The following is a 14,908-nucleotide window of genomic DNA, read 5'->3' as shown; positions in this document are numbered from 1 at the left end:
GCGATCAGCACGTACCGGGGAAGGGATGACCGTGCATATCGTGATCATGGGGTGCGGGCGCGTCGGGTCGACGCTCGCCCACATCCTGGAGGACAAGGGTCATTCGGTGGCCGTCATCGACCAGAATCCCGAGGCGTTCCGCAAGCTGCGCGCCGGGTTCCGGGGCCGCCGGGTCACCGGGTTCGGCTTCGACCGCGACGTCATCGCCGAGGCCGGGATCGAGAAGGCGTCGGCGTTCGTGGCCGTGAGCAGCGGCGACAACTCCAACATCATCTCCGCCCGGGTCGCGCGGGAGACGTTCGGCGTCGACAACGTCGTCGCCCGCATCTACGACCCGCGCCGCGCCGAGGTGTACCAGCGGCTCGGCATCCCCACCGTCGCCACTGTCCGCTGGACGGCCGACCAGATCCTGCGGCGCCTGCTCCCCGAGGGCGCCGAGCCGCTGTGGCGCGACCCGACCGGCGAGGTCGTCCTCGCCGAGGTCGAGACCGGCACCCGGTGGGTCGGCGAGCAGGTCGCCGAGCTGGAGGACGCGGCCGGGACGCGGGTCGCGTTCCTCACCCGGATGGGCGACGCGCTCGTCCCCAAGGGCTCGACGGTCATCCAGGACGGCGACATCGTCCACGTCGTCGCGCACGCCGGCGAGCTGGAACGGATCAACGCGGCCGTCGCCGCGCGGACGGAGGGTGGCGCCTGATGCGCATCGCTATCGCCGGGGCGGGCGCGGTCGGCCGCTCCATCGCGCAGGAGCTGCTGGAGAACGGCCACGAGGTCCTGCTCATCGACAAGAGCCCGAAGGCCATCAAGGTCGAAATGGTGCCGCGCGCCGAATGGCTCCTGGCCGACGCGTGCGAGATCTCCTCGCTGGACGACGCCGCGCTGGAACGCTGCCAGGTGGTCGTCGCGTCCACCGGCGACGACAAGGCGAACCTGGTCGTGTCGCTGCTCGCCAAGACCGAGTACGGCGTCCCGCGCGTCGTCGCGCGCATCAACCACCCGAAGAACGAGTGGCTGTTCAACGAGTCGTGGGGCGTGGACGTCGCCGTCTCCACGCCGCGCCTGCTGTCCGCGCTGGTGGAAGAGGCCGTCAGCGTCGGCGACCTGGTACGGCTCATGACGTTCCGGCAGGGCGAGGCCAACCTCGTCGAACTGACGCTGCCCGACGACGCCCCGCTCGGCGGGGAACGCGTCGGTTCCGTGCGCTGGCCGCGCGACACGGCGCTGGTTGCGATCCTGCGGGAAGGACGGGTGCTCGTCCCCACGCCGGACGACACCCTGGAGGCGGGGGACGAACTGATGTTCGTCGCCAGCCAGGACGTCGAGGACGAGCTGGCTGAGTTGCTGAGCGCTCGTTGAGCGCGCGTCCGGGCCAAGCCGCTCGCCTGGCGGCTCGCGGCTTACCCGGCCTGTGCGAGTGCGGCATCGCTTCGCGATCTGCCGCCCCGGGAGGCTCGCCTTCGGCTTCGCCTCCCGGGGCGGCAGTTAACGCACTCGCGCTGTGGTTGCGGTGCGCTGTGGTGAGGTGCGCTGTGGTTGAAGCGTGTTCTCGTTTCGGCGCGCCCGGTTTCGGTGTGCTCTGGTGCTCGGCGCTCTGGTTTCGGGGCGCTCTGGTCTCGCGGCGCTCTGGTTTCGGAGCGCGCTGGTGCTGGGGTGTTCTGGTTTCGGTGCGCTCTGGGTCGGTGGCGGGCTCGCTGGGGTTGTGCGGTTGCGGGTTCAGGTCGGCGGTAGGGCGCGGGTCGGGCGGGTTCTGCGGCGGAAGCGGCGGAAGCGGCGGGTGGGGCGCGGGGCGGGCTGTTCGGCGGGGCGGGCGGTGCCGCACAGGTCGCAGTAGCCGTCCAGGAGGTCGCCGGTGCAGTCGGGAGCGGGGCAGCGCAGGGCGGAGGTCGTCATCGGACCCGCTTTCGGTGTGGAGGGACGTCGCGCGGGCGACGCGGGGGAAACCGGAGGAACGCCGTCCCTCTTCAGGGCGGGAACCCGCGGCGGGCCCGGCAGGGGAAGACCGCCTGCGCGCGGCGCCTCAGGCCATACCTCATGGGGGCTCCCGGTCGACACGTCCGTCACGACGCCGACCAGGCTTCCCGGCACACCGGAACTGACTGTACCGCGCCGTCGCGGCCGGGGGAAGCGGCGCTCAGGTCGCCGCGTCCTCCTCGGGACCGACCGCGGGCTCGGCGGCGGACCCGGCGGCGGGCTCGGCCGCCGGGGCGGCGAACGGCGTGCGGCCCCGCGCGAGCAGCGCGACCATCAGCGCCAGCGACGCCACCTGCAGCGGCCACCCCATCGCGATCTTGGCGATGCCCAGCGGGCCGCTCTGGTCCCCCGCCGACAGCCAGATCGGGTACTGGACGACCACCCGCAGCAGGCACGGCGCCATGAGCAGCCACGTCAGCCGCGAGCAGAGCCGCACGATGCCAGGATCGGACCGCCAGGCCGTCGGGTCGCCGGTGACGGACCCGATGATGAACCCGACGAGCGGCCACCGTACGACGATGGACAGCAGCATCCCGGCCGCGTAGGCGGCGTTGTAGATGATGCCGGGCAGGAACGCGTCCTCGGCGTTGCCCGAGCGCAGCGCGAAGAACGCGGCGACGGCGATGCCGACCAGGCTGTTCAGCACGAACTGCGGGCTGGACCGCTGGACGAGCCGGAGCGCCAGCAGCAGCACCGACGCGCCGACGCCCACGATGACGGCGGTCTTGACCTCCTTGGTCACCAGGTAGGCGACCGTGAAGCCGATCGTCGGGACGGCGGCCTCGACCATGCCGCGCACCCCGCCGAGCGCCTTGGTGAGCTGCGCGCGGACGGCCGCCTCGACGGTGTCGTGGGCGCGTTCCTCGGCCGCCCGGCCGGACGCCTCCGCCACGCGCACCCGCTCGTCCTCCACGCCGTCTCCCCCGTCGGTGTCGGGCCCCGGCGGGCTCACGAACCGCCGCGCAGCTCGTACCGGGGATTGAACATGACCTTGCGGCCGTCCTGGACGCTGACCAGGCCCTCGGCGCGCAGCCGGCGGCCGGGGTCGATCCCGGCGATCCGGCGGCGGCCCAGCCAGACGAGGCTGATCACGTCGGTGCCGTCGTACAGCTCGGCCTCCAGCGCGGGCGCGCCGCCGCGCGGGCGCAGCGTCACGGTACGCAGCGTACCGGCCACGCAGTGCCGGGAGCGCTCACCGCACGCCGTGATGGGCGTCGCGCCCTCGCGGCCGGTGGTCTCCTGCAGCTCGGCGGCCTCCAGCTCGGCGTCGCTGGAGGCCATCCGGCGCAGGAAGCGGCGGAGTCCGCGCGGGGCCGGGCGCAGTTCGCCCCGCTCCCGGGGCGCGGTCTCGGCCGGTACGTCGTCCATGAAGGGAACTTTAAGGCATCGGGGAGCAAGTGGAACCGTCCGGCGGGCCGCGTTTCCGCACGGCGAACGCCGGGCCGGACCGTCCCCCGTGCGACGGTCCGGCCCGGCCGTCAGGCGGCGGCGGCGCGGACGGCGGGCGTCCGCAGCGCGCGGCGGGCGGCCAGGACGGCGGTGCCGCCGGTGAGCGCCAGGGCGAGCGCGGCGACCGCGACGAAGATCAGCGGGCCGCCGGACGGCGTCGCCGAGTCGATCCGCACGACCGCGTACGGCACCGAGGTGAACAGGGACGCGACGGTCCCGGCGGCGGTGCCGAGCGCCGCGAGCAGCCCGGCCTCCACCGCGACCGCCCCGACGACCTGGCCGGGCGTGGCCCCGGCGAGCCGCTGCCGCCCGAACTCGCCGCGCCGGTCGACGGTCGCGGCGACGAGCGTGTTGACGAGCAGGATCGCCGCGAACAGGACGATCATCGCGATGACCGTGAGGTTCAGCAGTTCGACGGCCTTCTGGTCGGCGTCGGGGACCAGGCCGCGCATGGCGGCGTTCTCGGTGGCCTGGAGGTGCAGCGTCCCGATCGCGATGCCGGTGAACAGCACGATCGGCATGAGGGCGGCCGCGAGCCGCCGCGTCCGCCGCGTCAGGGCCGCCAGGACCAGGTCGCCGGTCGCGCCGAGCCGGCCGAGGGGCCGGGCGAGGAGCCGCGCGGCGCCGCGCAGCAGGGCGGGGCCGAGCAGCGCGAGGGCGAGGGCGGCGAGGATGTCGGCCTGCCCGGATGTCGCCATCGCGTCGAAGCCCTGGTCCTTCATGACGGTGACGGTCGTGACCGCCTCCCCCGCGGCCGCGGCGAGCAGGACGGCGGCGGCGATGATCCGGCCGCGGCCGGTGCGGGCCGGTTCGGCGGAGAACGCCTCGGCGGGCGTGCCGCGCACCGCGCGCCGCGCCGTCACCGCGCCCGCGGCCAGCGCCGACAGCAGCGTGACGCCGAGGCCGATGGACACCGCCCACGGCCCGAACGCGTACCCGAGGTCGCCGGGGACCTGGTGGCCGTGGCGCAGCAGCGCCAGCAGGCCGTAGCCGAGGACGGCGCCGAGCGGGATCGCCGCGACGCCGCCCGCCGCGCAGACCAGCACGCCCTCGGTGACGATCATGCGGGCGAGCTGGCCGGGCGTCGCCCCGGCGCTGCGCAGCAGGGCGGTCTCCTCGGCACGCTGCCGGACCGACAGCGTCAGGGCGGACGCGACGGCGACGACGACCAGCAGCAGGCCCCAGCCGCCGACGACGGACGCCATCGTCGTCAGCGTCGAGCGGGCCTGGCCCGTCGCGTCCCCGGCGGCGGCGACGTCGAGCAGCGACCCGAAGGCCATCAGGACGGCCGCGCCGGACAGCACGGCCAGGAACACGGCGGCGGACGCTCCGGCGCGGCGGCGCAGGGACGCGGCGGCGACGGCGGCCATCGGGGCGCTCACGCGGCGCTCCCCGCGGCCTCGCGGCGGGCGGCGACGACGTCGGCGAGGCGCGTCATCCGCTCCGCGACGGCCTCGGCGGTGGGGGCGCGCAGCTCGCCGGCCAGCGCGCCGTCCGCCAGGAACAGGACGTTGTCGGCGCAGGCCGCGGCGACCGGGTCGTGGGTGACCATGACGACCGTCCGGCCGTGGGCCCGGACGCCCTCCCGCAGCAGCGCCAGCACCTCGCGGGCGCTGCGCAGGTCGAGCGCGCCCGTCGGCTCGTCGGCGAAGACGACGGCGGGCTCGGCCAGCAGCGCGCGGGCGATGGCGGCGCGCTGCCGCTGCCCGCCCGACAGCTCGGCGGGCAGCCGGTGCAGCCGGTCGCCGAGGCCGACGCGGGTCAGCATCCTGGTCGCGGCGGCCGTGTCGACGCGGCGGCGGGCCAGCTTCAGCGGCAGGACCGCGTTCTGCAGCACCGTCAGCGTCGGCAGCAGGTTGAAGTCCTGGAAGACGAAGCCGACGCGGCCGCGCCGGAACCTCGTCAGCTCGGCCTCCGAGCGCCCGGCCAGTTCCGCGCCGCCCACGAACACCCGGCCCTCGGTGGGCCGGTCGAGCCCCGCCGCGCACTGCAGCAGCGTGCTCTTCCCCGAGCCGGACGGCCCCATCACCGCCGCGAACGACCCGGCGGGCAGGACGAGCGACACGCCGCGCAGGGCGCGGACCCGGTTGCCCTCCGTCCCGTACGTCCTGCCGACCGCCTCCAGCCGCAGGGCGTCGGCCCCGCCCTGCGGTCCCGCTTTCCGCGCTTCCCGACCGAACATCGCGTTCCTCCTGGTCCGCCGCGTTCCGTGGACCCGGAACGCTCACGACCACGAAGCTACGGACGGCGAGGGCCGCCCCCGAGGGGACCAGACCGCCTCTGAAGGTAGGGAAAAGCCCCCTAAAACGGTGCGGCTGGTGGCCGCCGCGCGGAGCGCGGCGGCCACCAGCCGCACCGGTAAACAGGCCCGCCCAACGCACGAACCCAGCCAACAGGCGAACGCGCGGGCAACCGGGCCGCACAGCGGCCGCGCGGCCCGGCGAACGGCCGAACGCGCGGCGCCGGGCAGCGCGGCGATGCGGGCGCACCGAGCGGCAGCACGGCCGCTGCGGGCGGTCGAAGGTGCGGGGCGGCCGGGCGGGGCGCGCGGCGGGGGTGGAAGTGGGTGGGGACGGCGACGGCCCGCCGCTTGTCGCGGCGGGCCGTCGGGGGTCGGGTCAGCGGACCTCGGTGATCTCCGGGCCGCGCTCGAACGGGTCGAACGTCTGCTCGGCGCCGTCCCCGCCCTCCTCGTTCGCCTCGCTGAACTCCTGCGGGATGCGCAGTTCGAGCAGGTCGCGGGGCGGCATCGGGGCGTCGCCGCGCGTCACGACGACGCCGCGCAGCACGTCCTCCAGCACCTGCCACTGCTCCTCGTTCTCGATCGCGGCGCCCTGCACCACGGCCTGGAGGAACCAGCGCGGGCCGTCGACGCCGAGGAAGCGGATGACCTGCGGCGCCCAGCCCTGGTCGATGAACTCCTGCGGGATCTGGGAGCGCACCTCCTCGGGCATCTCCGCCAGGACCTCCTCGGTCAGCGCGGCGGGGACCATCGCCAGCAGCTCGGGGCCGAACGGTCCCTCGCCCTCCTGCGTCTGGCCCTGCGCCTGCTCCTGGATGTCGCCCGCGGTTTCGCGCCGCACGTCGTCCCAGATCCCGGAGCGCTTCGGGGCGGCGAAGACCTGGAGTTGCATGGCGCTCTCGCCGTACTGGACCAGCACCGCGACGGGACGGCCGTTGACGGGGTTGCCCTCGTCGTCCACCTCGGTCGCCTCGAAGTTCACCTGGAAACCGAGCCCCTGCGCGACCGGGATCTGCATCGAGCCGAAGTCGAGGCGCTGCATCTCCGGGTAGGAGTCCTCGGAGTCCCACGGCCCGCCCTCGGCGGGCGCGGACTCGGCGGCGGTCTCGTCGACGGCCTCGTCGGCGGGCCGAGCCTGCTCCTCGGCCTCCCCGGTCACCTGCTCGTCGGCCTGCCGGCGACGTCCAAAAGCCACGACTCACGCTCCTTATCGACTATGCCCGCTGCGGGGCTCACTGTGGGCCGGCCGCGCTCTCCCGGGCAAAACCCCCGGTGGAGCCGAAACCGCCCGCCCCCCGGTCGCTGCCGGGCAGGTCGGCGACCTCGTGGAAGACCGCGTGCGCGACGCGCTGCACGACCAGCTGCGCGATCCGGTCGCCGCGCCGCAGTCGGACGGTGTCGCGCAGGTCGGTGTTCAGCAGGGTCACCCTGATCTCACCTCGGTAGCCCGCATCGACGGTACCGGGTGCGTTGACGATGGTCACCCCCAACCGGGCCCCCAAACCCGAACGCGGGTGGACGAACGCGGCGTAGCCGTCGGGCAGGGCGATCGACACGCCCGTGGGGACGCTCGCGCGCTCGCCGGGCGGCAGTTCGACGTCCTCGGCGGCGTACAGGTCCGCGCCCGCGTCGCCCGGATGGGCGTACTCGGGCACGGGCAGGCCCGCGTCCAGGCGCTTGATCAGCACGTCGACCTTCTCGCTCACGGCGTTCACCTCGTCGTCAGGGGTTGACCTCGGGGTCCGGGCCGCCCGCGCCGTCGCCGTGCCGGGCGAAGTGCTCGACCGGGACCTCGACGAACAGCGCGGCGCCGCGCACGGCGACGGGGCCGTCCGCGGCGTCCATCCTGGCCTCGGCCTCCAGGTACGCCTTGCGGCCGACGACGCCGGTGCAGCGGGTGCGCAGGTGGAGCGTGGTGCCCACCGGCACGGGCCGGACGTAGTCGGTCTCCAGGCGGCCGGTGACGTACGGCTTGCGGAGCAGCCAGACGACCATACCGAGCGCCTCGTCGATCGCGGTCGCCAAAACGCCGCCGTGGGCGAGGCCGGGCGCGCCCTGGTGCTCGGGGCCGACGGTGAACTTCGCCTCGACGCTGAGCCCGTCGCGGCTGACGGCCGCCAGGTGCAGGCCGGTCGGGTGGTCGGGTCCGCAGCCGAAGCAGCGCGCGTAGTGCGGGCCGAGGGGTTCGCCGACGGGCGCGTCGGGGTGCGGCGCGGGGACCGGTGCGCCGGGCGGCGGGACGGTGAGGTTGGAACGGTTCACGTGGGGATTTTACCCGGCGGGCCCGGACCGTCAGCCGGGCGTGTCAGGCCGGCGGGCGCGGGACGCGGGGATTGACGGCGGCGGCGGGGCTGGGTTGCATGGGTGCGGGTTGAGGAGGCGGTGCCCGATGGCGGCGACGGTGGACGCCGGGGTTGATCTGTCGGACCTGGAGTTCTGGGCGCGGCCCAGGCGCGAGCGGGAGGCGGCGTTCGCGGCGCTGCGCGAGCGCGATTCGCCCGCGTTCTTCCAGGAGCTGAAGATGCCGTTCGTGAAGACGGGCGCGGGCTACTACGCGCTCGTCCGGCACGCGGACGTCGTGGAGGCCAGCAGGCGGCCGGAGGTCTTCAGCAGCGAGCCGAGCGTCACGGGCGTCGCGGACCTGCCGCGCTACTTCGCCCGCTACTTCGGCTCGATGATCAACATGGACGATCCCCGGCACGCCGAGATCCGCCGGATCGTGTCGCGGGCGTTCACCCCGCGCGTCCTCGCCAAGCTGGAGGAGGACCTGGCGGCCGCCGCGACGGAGATCGTGGACGACCTGCTGCGCGACGGCCCCGGCGACTTCGTGGGCCGTGTCGCCGCCCGCCTCCCGCTCCAGGTCATCTGCGACATGATGGGCATCCCGCCGATGTGGCGGCCCCGCGTGTACGAGGCGACGAACGCGATCCTCGGCATCGGCGACCCGGACTACACGGGCGGCCGCGAGTTCGCGGCCAGCGGCGTGACCCGCACGGGCGTCCTGTTCGGGCTGGCGACGGCGATGGCGGCCGGGTACGAGCTGAACCACATGGCGATGAAGCTCGCCCGGCGGCGGCGCGTGCGGCCCGGCGACGACCTGATCTCCGCGCTCGTCGCCGCCGAGATCGACGGCGAGTCGCTGACGGACCAGGAGATCGGCTCGTTCTTCATCCTGCTCGTCGTCGCGGGCAACGAGACGACCCGCAACGCGATGACCCACGGCCTGCGGCTGCTGACCCGCAACCCGGAGCAGCGCGAGCTGCTGATGGCGGACTTCGACGGGCGGATCGGCGGAGCGGTCGAGGAGATCGTCCGGATCGCGACGCCGGTGATCCAGTTCCGCCGGACCCTGACCCGCGACCACGAGATGAACGGCCACCGATACCGCGCGGGCGACAAGGTGCTGCTGTTCTACAACTCGGCGAACCGCGACGCGGCCGTGTTCGACGACCCGGACGCGTTCGACATCACGCGGTCCCCCAACCCGCACGTCGGGTTCGGCGGGCCGGGGCCGCACTTCTGCCTGGGCGCGAACCTGGCCCGCCGGGAGATCACGGTGATGTTCCGCGAGCTGTTCACCCGCATCCCCGAGATTCGGTCGGACGGCCCGGCGGACTGGCTGTACTCCAACTTCATCAACGGCATCAAGCGCCAGGACTGCGCCTTCTAGCGGTCAGCGGCCCGGACTGGGGACGCGACCGGCTCACTCGTCGCCGGAACGGCCGGGTTCGGCCCGCGCGACCGCCCGCGCCGCCGGAGAGACCGCCAGGTACTCCGCCGCCCGCCGCGTCGAGCACTCCCCCGACGGGTGGAAGTCGCGCCGCAGGTACCGCCGCGCCGCCGCCACCATGAACCGGTTGCTCGGCAGCAGCCCCTTGCGCACGGCCCGCCGGTAGTCGCGCGGACGCGGCCTGACGCCCGCCAGCGTCGGGTCCTTCGCGCACAGGTACGCCGCGCCGAAGTACACCGCGAGCGGCATCGCGATCACCCCGGCGAAGAACGCCACGAACCGCCGCCAGTACGCGCCCGACACGTGCTGGTAGACGTCGAACGCCACCGACCGGTGCTCGACCTCCTCCGCGCCGTGCCAGCGCAGCAGGTCGAGCATGACCGGGTCCGCGCCCGCGTCGTCCAGCGCGCGGGCGTCCAGAATCCACTGGCCGAGGACGGCCGTGTAGTGCTCGATGCCCGCGATGATCCCGATCCGCAGGTTCAGCCACGCGCGCCGGGGCACCACCGGCAGTGGCGGCCGGTCCCCGAGCAGCCGCCGGAACACCCACTCGATCTTCGCGGTGAGCGGCCGCGGGTCGAGCCCCTGGTCGCGCATCTGCCGGTCGAGGACGCCCTGGTGGGAGTAGGCGTGGACGGCCTCCTGCCCCATGAAGCCCTTCACCTCGCCGTGCAGCACCGGGTCGTCCGCGACGAGCGGCAGCGCCTGCTTGTAGACGCGCACGAACCACCGCTCGCCCGCCGGGAGCAGCAGGTGCAGGACGTTGATGAAGTGCGTCGCGACGGGCTCGCCGGGAATCCAGTGCAGCGGCGTCGCCGACCAGTCGAACCGGACGCGGCGCGGCGTGATCACCGGGTGGCGCTCGTCGGGGGCGGTCATCGGGCCACCGCCTCGGTGCGCGTGGGAGAGGGCACCCGCGCGGCGGCGAGCCCGGCCGGTTCCGGCCCGCCCTCGACGTGCCGGACGAACTCCGCCACCCAGTCCGCGACCCGCTCGGGCTCGGCCAGCACCGCGCCCCAGTGGCCCGCGTCCAGCTCGCGCCGCCACAGCCGGTCCGCGTACGGCGCGAGCGCGAGCGACTGGCGCGGGGAGACGAACCGGTCCCGCGTCGGCGCGATGACCTGCACCGGGACGTTCGTCGTACACGTCCAGCCGGGCCGCAGGAACCGCACCGCGTTGGCCTTGTAGAGCTTCACGCCGGACAGCGCGTCCTTGCGGAACCCGGGCCGGTCCGGGCGCGAGACCCCCTCCGTCCGCTCGACCAGAACGGGGAACAGCCGTGTTCCCCCGAGTCGCCAGACGAGTTGCGCGACACCGGGCACCGCCCCGACGATCAGGTACCAGGAACGGGCGAACTGCCCGGCCAGGTCCCGGACGTGGCGCGGCGTGGGCCGCCGCAGCCGGTCGCGCACCCACTGCCCGAAGTGCTCGATGCAGGGCCCGGAGATGGAGGTGAACGAGGCGACGCGCCCCGTCAGCGCGCCGCCGGTCAGCGCGCCCCAGCCCTGCACCGACCCCCAGTCGTGCCCGACGAGGTGGACGGGCCGGTCCGGGGAGACGGCGTCGGCCACGGCGCGCAGGTCCGCGGCCAGGTGCTCCATCGCGTACTCGCGCGTCCGGCGCGGCCGGGTCGAGCCGCCCGCGCCCCGCACGTCGTAGGTGACGACGCGGAACCGCTCCGCGAGCCGGGCCGCGACGGGCGTCCAGACGTCCTGGTCGTCGGGGTAGCCGTGGACGAGGACGATCGTGGGCGCGCCGGGCGCCCCGGCGCCGTCGTACTCACGTATCGCCAGTTTGACGGACTGGTTTTTGATCCTACGCGTCTTCACCCGCGCCTCCCGGCCCAATTAGACTTCAAATCTAATATGAGAACGGCTTGAACGAAAGTCAAGAGAGAGGACCCGATGACGGCCCAGGCGAGCCAGGACGAGACCTCACCCGGACGCGGCGGGCGCGGCGGCCGCGGCGAGGCCCGGCGCTCGGCGATCCTGGAGGCGGCGGCGAGCCTGTTCGCCGACCGCCCCTACGACGTGCTGTCCATCGACGAGATCGCGGACGCCGCCGGAGTCGCCAAGGGCCTGATCTACTACTACTTCGGCAGCAAGCGCGGCCTGTTCCTGGCCGTGATCGAGAACGCCGCGTCCGCGCTGGACGAGCTGGCCGGGGAGTACGACGACCTGTCCCCCACCGAGCGGCTGATGCGCACCCTCGACGGCTACCTGTGGTGGGCCGACGCGCACCGCTCGGCGTTCCAGACGATCCTCAGCGGCGGCATCGGCGTGGACGACGAGGTCAGCGCGTTCTACCGGCGCGTCCGCGCCCGCCTGGCCGCCGCGCTCAGCCAGGGCCTCATCGGCTCCACCGAGCCCCGGCCCGCGCTGCGCGTCGCCATCGACGGGTGGATGTCGTTCGTCGAGGGCGCGACCGTCGCGTGGCTGGAACGCGGCGACATCGAGCGCGACGCCGTCCGCGACCTGTCGGTCCGGGTGCTCGGCGGCGTCCTCCAGGCCGTGGGCGCGACCGACCCCGACTGCGACAAGCCCGCCGGGACCGCCGCCCCGGCGGACTGACGCGGCTCAGGCCAGCTCCACCTCGACCGCGTCCTCACCCGCGGCGTCCAGCACCAGGTCCGCGACACGGCCCGCCGCCGCCAGGTCCGCCGCCGCGACCAGCGCCGCGCGCGGCCCGCGCACCACCGCCCGCGCCACGTCCGCGCGCATCGACGCCCGCGCCTCGGACTTGGCCCGCCGGACCTCGCCCAGCGCCGCGCCCGTCGCGGCCAGCACCGCCGGGTCGCCGCCGCCGGGCAGCTCCGCGGCGGCCGGCCACGGCGCCCGGTGGACCGACCCGGCCCGCCACCACGACCACACCTCCTCGGCCACGAACGGCAGGACGGGCGCGAACAGCCGCAGCAGCACCGACAGCGCCGTCCGCAGCGCGGCCCGCGCCGACTCCGCCGCCGGGCCCTCGCCGTACGCGCGGGCCTTCACCAGCTCCAGGTAGTCGTCGCAGAACTCCCAGAAGAACCGCTCGGTGCGCTCCAGCGCCCGCGCCTGGTCGTAGGCGTCGAACGCGCGCGTGGCGTCCTCGACGACGCCCGCGAGCGCCGCCAGCATCGCCCGGTCCAGCGGCTCGGACACCGCGTCCGGGTCGGCCGCGCCGAACCCCAGCACGAACTTCGACGCGTTGAGGATCTTGATGGCCAGGCGGCGGCCCACCTTGATCTGCCCGGTGTCGAACGCGGTGTCCGCGCCCGGCCGCGCGCTCGCCGCCCAGTACCGGACGGCGTCGGAGCCGTACTCCTTCAGCAGGTCCACGGGCGTGACGACGTTGCCCTTGGACTTGGACATCTTCTTGCGGTCCGGGTCGAGAATCCATCCGGAGATCGCGGTGTCCCGCCACGGGAGCACGCCGTGCTCGGCGTCGGCGCGCACGACCGTCGAGAACAGCCAGGTCCGGATGATCTCGTGGGCCTGCGGGCGCAGGTCGAACGGGAACACGCGGGCGAACAGGTCGGGGTCGCGCTCCCAGCCGCCCGCGATCTGCGGCGTCAGCGACGACGTCGCCCAGGTGTCCATGACGTCCGGGTCGCCGATGAAACCGCCCGGCTTGCCGCGCTGGTCCTCGTCGTACCCGGGCGGCGCGTCCGACGACGGGTCCACCGGCAGCACCGCCTCCGCCGGGACGATCGGCGCGTCGTACCGCGCCTCGCCGCCGCCGTCCAGCGGGTACCAGACCGGCACCGGCACGCCGAAGAACCGCTGCCGCGACACCAGCCAGTCGCCGTTCAGGCCCGCGACCCAGTTCTCGTACCGCGCCCGCATGTACTCCGGATGCCACCGCAGCTCCCGGCCGCGCTCCAGCATCCGGTCGCGCAGCGCCGCGTCCCGGCCGCCGTTGCGCAGGTACCACTGCCGCGTGGTGACGATCTCCAGCGGGCGCGAGCCCTTCTCGTAGAACTTCACCGGGCGGACGACCTTGCGCGGCTCCCCGTCCAGGTCCCCGGACTCGGTCAGCAGCTCCACGATCCGCTGCTTGGCCGAGAAGACGGTCTTGCCCGCCAGCTCCGCGTACGGCCCCGCCGGGACGCCCTGCGGCGGCTCGGCCGCCAGCCGCCCGTCCCAGCCGATGACCGCGCGGGTCGGCAGGTCCAGCTCCCGCCACCACACCACGTCGGTGAGGTCGCCGAACGTGCAGACCATGACGATCCCCGAGCCCTTGTCGGGCTCCGCGAGCCGGTGCGGCAGGACGGGCACCTCGACGTCGAACAGCGGCGTGCGGACCGTCGTGCCGAACAGCTCGGCGTACCGCTCGTCGTCGGGGTGCGCGACGAGCGCGACGCACGCGGGCAGCAGCTCCGGCCGCGTCGTCTCCACGTACACCGGGCGGGACTCGGCGCGGAACCGCAGCCGGTGGAACGCGCCCGGCTCGTCGCGGTCCTCCAGCTCGGCCTGCGCGACGGCCGTGCGGAACGTGACGTCCCACAGCGTCGGGGCCTCGGCCAGGTACGCCTCGCCGCGCGCCAGGTTCCGCAGGAACGCGCGCTGCGACGCCGCCCGCGCGGGCGCGCCGATCGTCGTGTAGAGGTGGTCCCAGTCGACGGACAGGCCGACGCGCCGCCACATCTCCTCGAACGCGCGCTCGTCCACCTCGGTGAGCCGTTCGCACAGCTCGATGAAGTTGCGCCGCGACACCGGGACCTGCCTTTTGGCATCGGGCTTGGCGGGCGGCTCGAACGCGGGGTCGTACGGCAGCGACGGATCGCAGCGCACCCCGAAGTGGTTCTGGACGCGGCGCTCGGTCGGCAGCCCGTTGTCGTCCCAGCCCATCGGGTAGAACACCGCGCGCCCGCGCATCCGGTGGTAGCGCGCGACCGCGTCGGTGTGGGTATAGGAGAACACGTGCCCGACGTGCAGCGACCCGGAGACGGTCGGCGGCGGCGTGTCGACGGAGTAGACCTCCGAGCGCGGGCGCGTCCGGTCGAACCGGTACGTGCCCGCCTCGTCCCAGCCGCGTACCCACTTGTCCTCCAGGCCGTCGAGCGCGGGCTTGGCGGGGACGTTCGGCTGCGGGGTCGTCATGCGGCCCATCGTATTGACCGGGCGCCCGCCGCACGGGGCGGAATGCGGGACACGCCGGGCATCGGGTTCCGGACGGCCCGTTCCGGTAGCGTCGGGACCGAGGCAAGACGACTGGGAGGACGATGATGGCGGACAAGGGCGACATCGGCTGGCGGCTGGTGGCCGGGGCCGCGGCGTTCGCGGGCGGGTTCGTCGCCAAGAAGGCGATCGGCGTCGCCTGGAAGAAGGGCACCGGCAAGGAGCCGCCGGTCAACCCCGAGTCGCCGGACGTGGCGCTGAGCGAGGCCGTCGGCTGGGTCGTGGTCGTCGGCATCGGCGTCGAGGTCGCGCGGCTGCTGGCCACCCGCGCCGCGGCGCGGCAGTGGGCCAAGGGCACCGGCGAGCTGCCGGCGCAGCTCATCGCCGACGCCGCGAGCTGACCCGTATTGGACGGGG

At 74.4% G+C, this 14,908-nt stretch carries 16 protein-coding genes; 5 read left to right on the top strand and 11 right to left on the bottom strand.

What is annotated here, in order from left to right:
- Positions 1-31 precede the first annotated feature (31 nt).
- Both G339_RS0111830 and G339_RS0111825 read left to right on the top strand, forming a co-directional pair.
- On the top strand, positions 32-697 hold the full coding sequence (locus G339_RS0111830; RefSeq protein ID WP_026341362.1) for a potassium channel family protein: 666 nt from the start codon (positions 32-34) through the stop codon (positions 695-697).
- Positions 697-1,356 (top strand): potassium channel family protein, encoded by a 660-nt coding sequence (locus tag G339_RS0111825; RefSeq protein WP_019631292.1) that lies wholly within the window; start codon positions 697-699, stop codon positions 1,354-1,356. The genes G339_RS0111830 and G339_RS0111825 overlap by 1 nt, the downstream gene beginning before the upstream one ends.
- A 357-nt stretch (positions 1,357-1,713) precedes the next feature.
- On the opposite strand, the gene G339_RS38735 is transcribed toward G339_RS0111825, so the two are convergent.
- The 8 genes from G339_RS38735 to G339_RS0111790 form a co-directional block, all read right to left on the bottom strand.
- Positions 1,714-1,890, bottom strand: coding sequence for a hypothetical protein (locus tag G339_RS38735; RefSeq protein WP_157407526.1), 177 nt, complete (start codon positions 1,888-1,890; stop codon positions 1,714-1,716).
- A 241-nt stretch (positions 1,891-2,131) separates the two neighbouring features.
- The gene (locus G339_RS0111820; protein ID WP_019631291.1) at positions 2,132-2,884 is read right to left on the bottom strand and encodes a DUF3159 domain-containing protein; all 753 of its coding nucleotides are present in this window, start codon (positions 2,882-2,884) and stop codon (positions 2,132-2,134) included.
- Between the two features lie 35 nt (positions 2,885-2,919).
- Positions 2,920-3,339, bottom strand: a complete 420-nt coding sequence (locus G339_RS0111815; RefSeq protein WP_019631290.1) for an OB-fold nucleic acid binding domain-containing protein — start codon at positions 3,337-3,339, stop codon at positions 2,920-2,922.
- A gap of 110 nt (positions 3,340-3,449) precedes the next feature.
- The gene (locus tag G339_RS0111810; RefSeq protein WP_240489790.1) at positions 3,450-4,802 is read right to left on the bottom strand and encodes an ABC transporter permease; all 1,353 of its coding nucleotides are present in this window, start codon (positions 4,800-4,802) and stop codon (positions 3,450-3,452) included.
- Entirely contained in the window at positions 4,799-5,602 is an 804-nt protein-coding gene (locus G339_RS0111805) for an ABC transporter ATP-binding protein (RefSeq protein WP_019631288.1), read from the bottom strand. Before G339_RS0111805 ends, G339_RS0111810 begins: the two co-directional genes overlap by 4 nt.
- Positions 5,603-6,038: 436 nt before the next feature.
- The gene (locus G339_RS0111800) at positions 6,039-6,857 is read right to left on the bottom strand and encodes a DUF3710 domain-containing protein (RefSeq protein ID WP_157407524.1); all 819 of its coding nucleotides are present in this window, start codon (positions 6,855-6,857) and stop codon (positions 6,039-6,041) included.
- Positions 6,858-6,894: 37 nt separating this feature from the next.
- Entirely contained in the window at positions 6,895-7,377 is a 483-nt protein-coding gene (gene dut / locus G339_RS0111795; RefSeq protein ID WP_019631286.1) for a dUTP diphosphatase, read from the bottom strand.
- A 7-nt stretch (positions 7,378-7,384) separates the two neighbouring features.
- Positions 7,385-7,924 carry a PaaI family thioesterase gene (locus tag G339_RS0111790; protein ID WP_019631285.1) on the bottom strand — a complete coding sequence of 180 codons (540 nt, stop codon included), beginning with the start codon at positions 7,922-7,924 and terminating at the stop codon, positions 7,385-7,387.
- A 127-nt stretch (positions 7,925-8,051) separates the two neighbouring features.
- Between G339_RS0111790 and G339_RS0111785 the strand changes: the two genes are divergently transcribed.
- A complete protein-coding gene (locus tag G339_RS0111785) occupies positions 8,052-9,332 on the top strand; it encodes a cytochrome P450 (RefSeq protein ID WP_019631284.1) in 1,281 nt (426 codons plus the stop codon).
- Positions 9,333-9,365: 33 nt separating this feature from the next.
- On the opposite strand, the gene G339_RS0111780 is transcribed toward G339_RS0111785, so the two are convergent.
- Positions 9,366-10,271 carry a metal-dependent hydrolase gene (locus G339_RS0111780; protein ID WP_019631283.1) on the bottom strand — a complete coding sequence of 302 codons (906 nt, stop codon included), beginning with the start codon at positions 10,269-10,271 and terminating at the stop codon, positions 9,366-9,368.
- Entirely contained in the window at positions 10,268-11,221 is a 954-nt protein-coding gene (locus tag G339_RS33335) for an alpha/beta fold hydrolase (RefSeq protein WP_019631282.1), read from the bottom strand. The genes G339_RS0111780 and G339_RS33335 overlap by 4 nt, the downstream gene beginning before the upstream one ends.
- A gap of 75 nt (positions 11,222-11,296) precedes the next feature.
- On the opposite strand from G339_RS33335, the gene G339_RS0111770 reads away from it, so the two are divergent.
- Positions 11,297-11,962, top strand: coding sequence for a TetR/AcrR family transcriptional regulator (locus G339_RS0111770; protein ID WP_019631281.1), 666 nt, complete (start codon positions 11,297-11,299; stop codon positions 11,960-11,962).
- 6 nt (positions 11,963-11,968) lie between these two features.
- Here G339_RS0111770 and valS read toward each other — a convergent pair whose 3' ends face one another.
- Positions 11,969-14,482 carry a valine--tRNA ligase gene (gene valS, locus G339_RS0111765; RefSeq protein ID WP_019631280.1) on the bottom strand — a complete coding sequence of 838 codons (2,514 nt, stop codon included), beginning with the start codon at positions 14,480-14,482 and terminating at the stop codon, positions 11,969-11,971.
- A 116-nt stretch (positions 14,483-14,598) separates the two neighbouring features.
- Here valS and G339_RS0111760 point away from each other — a divergent pair, with 116 nt between their 5' ends.
- Entirely contained in the window at positions 14,599-14,892 is a 294-nt protein-coding gene (locus tag G339_RS0111760) for a DUF4235 domain-containing protein (RefSeq protein ID WP_019631279.1), read from the top strand.
- Positions 14,893-14,908 lie beyond the last annotated feature (16 nt).

It is taken from the genome of Actinomadura atramentaria DSM 43919, assembly GCF_000381885.1.
Taxonomy (GTDB): Bacteria; Actinomycetota; Actinomycetes; order Streptosporangiales; family Streptosporangiaceae; genus Spirillospora; species Spirillospora atramentaria.
This window is presented reverse-complemented; position numbering and strand designations above follow the sequence as displayed.

Coding starts and splice junctions, on each gene's coding strand:
- G339_RS0111825 (WP_019631292.1), top strand. CDS start 697: ATGCGCATCGCTATCGCCGGGGCGGGCGCGGTCGGCCGCTCCATCGCG.
- G339_RS38735 (WP_157407526.1), bottom strand. CDS start 1,890: ATGACGACCTCCGCCCTGCGCTGCCCCGCTCCCGACTGCACCGGCGAC.
- G339_RS0111760 (WP_019631279.1), top strand. CDS start 14,599: ATGGCGGACAAGGGCGACATCGGCTGGCGGCTGGTGGCCGGGGCCGCG.
- G339_RS0111815 (WP_019631290.1), bottom strand. CDS start 3,339: ATGGACGACGTACCGGCCGAGACCGCGCCCCGGGAGCGGGGCGAACTG.
- G339_RS0111770 (WP_019631281.1), top strand. CDS start 11,297: ATGACGGCCCAGGCGAGCCAGGACGAGACCTCACCCGGACGCGGCGGG.
- G339_RS0111780 (WP_019631283.1), bottom strand. CDS start 10,271: ATGACCGCCCCCGACGAGCGCCACCCGGTGATCACGCCGCGCCGCGTC.
- G339_RS0111785 (WP_019631284.1), top strand. CDS start 8,052: ATGGCGGCGACGGTGGACGCCGGGGTTGATCTGTCGGACCTGGAGTTC.
- valS (WP_019631280.1), bottom strand. CDS start 14,482: ATGGGCCGCATGACGACCCCGCAGCCGAACGTCCCCGCCAAGCCCGCG.
- G339_RS0111805 (WP_019631288.1), bottom strand. CDS start 5,602: ATGTTCGGTCGGGAAGCGCGGAAAGCGGGACCGCAGGGCGGGGCCGAC.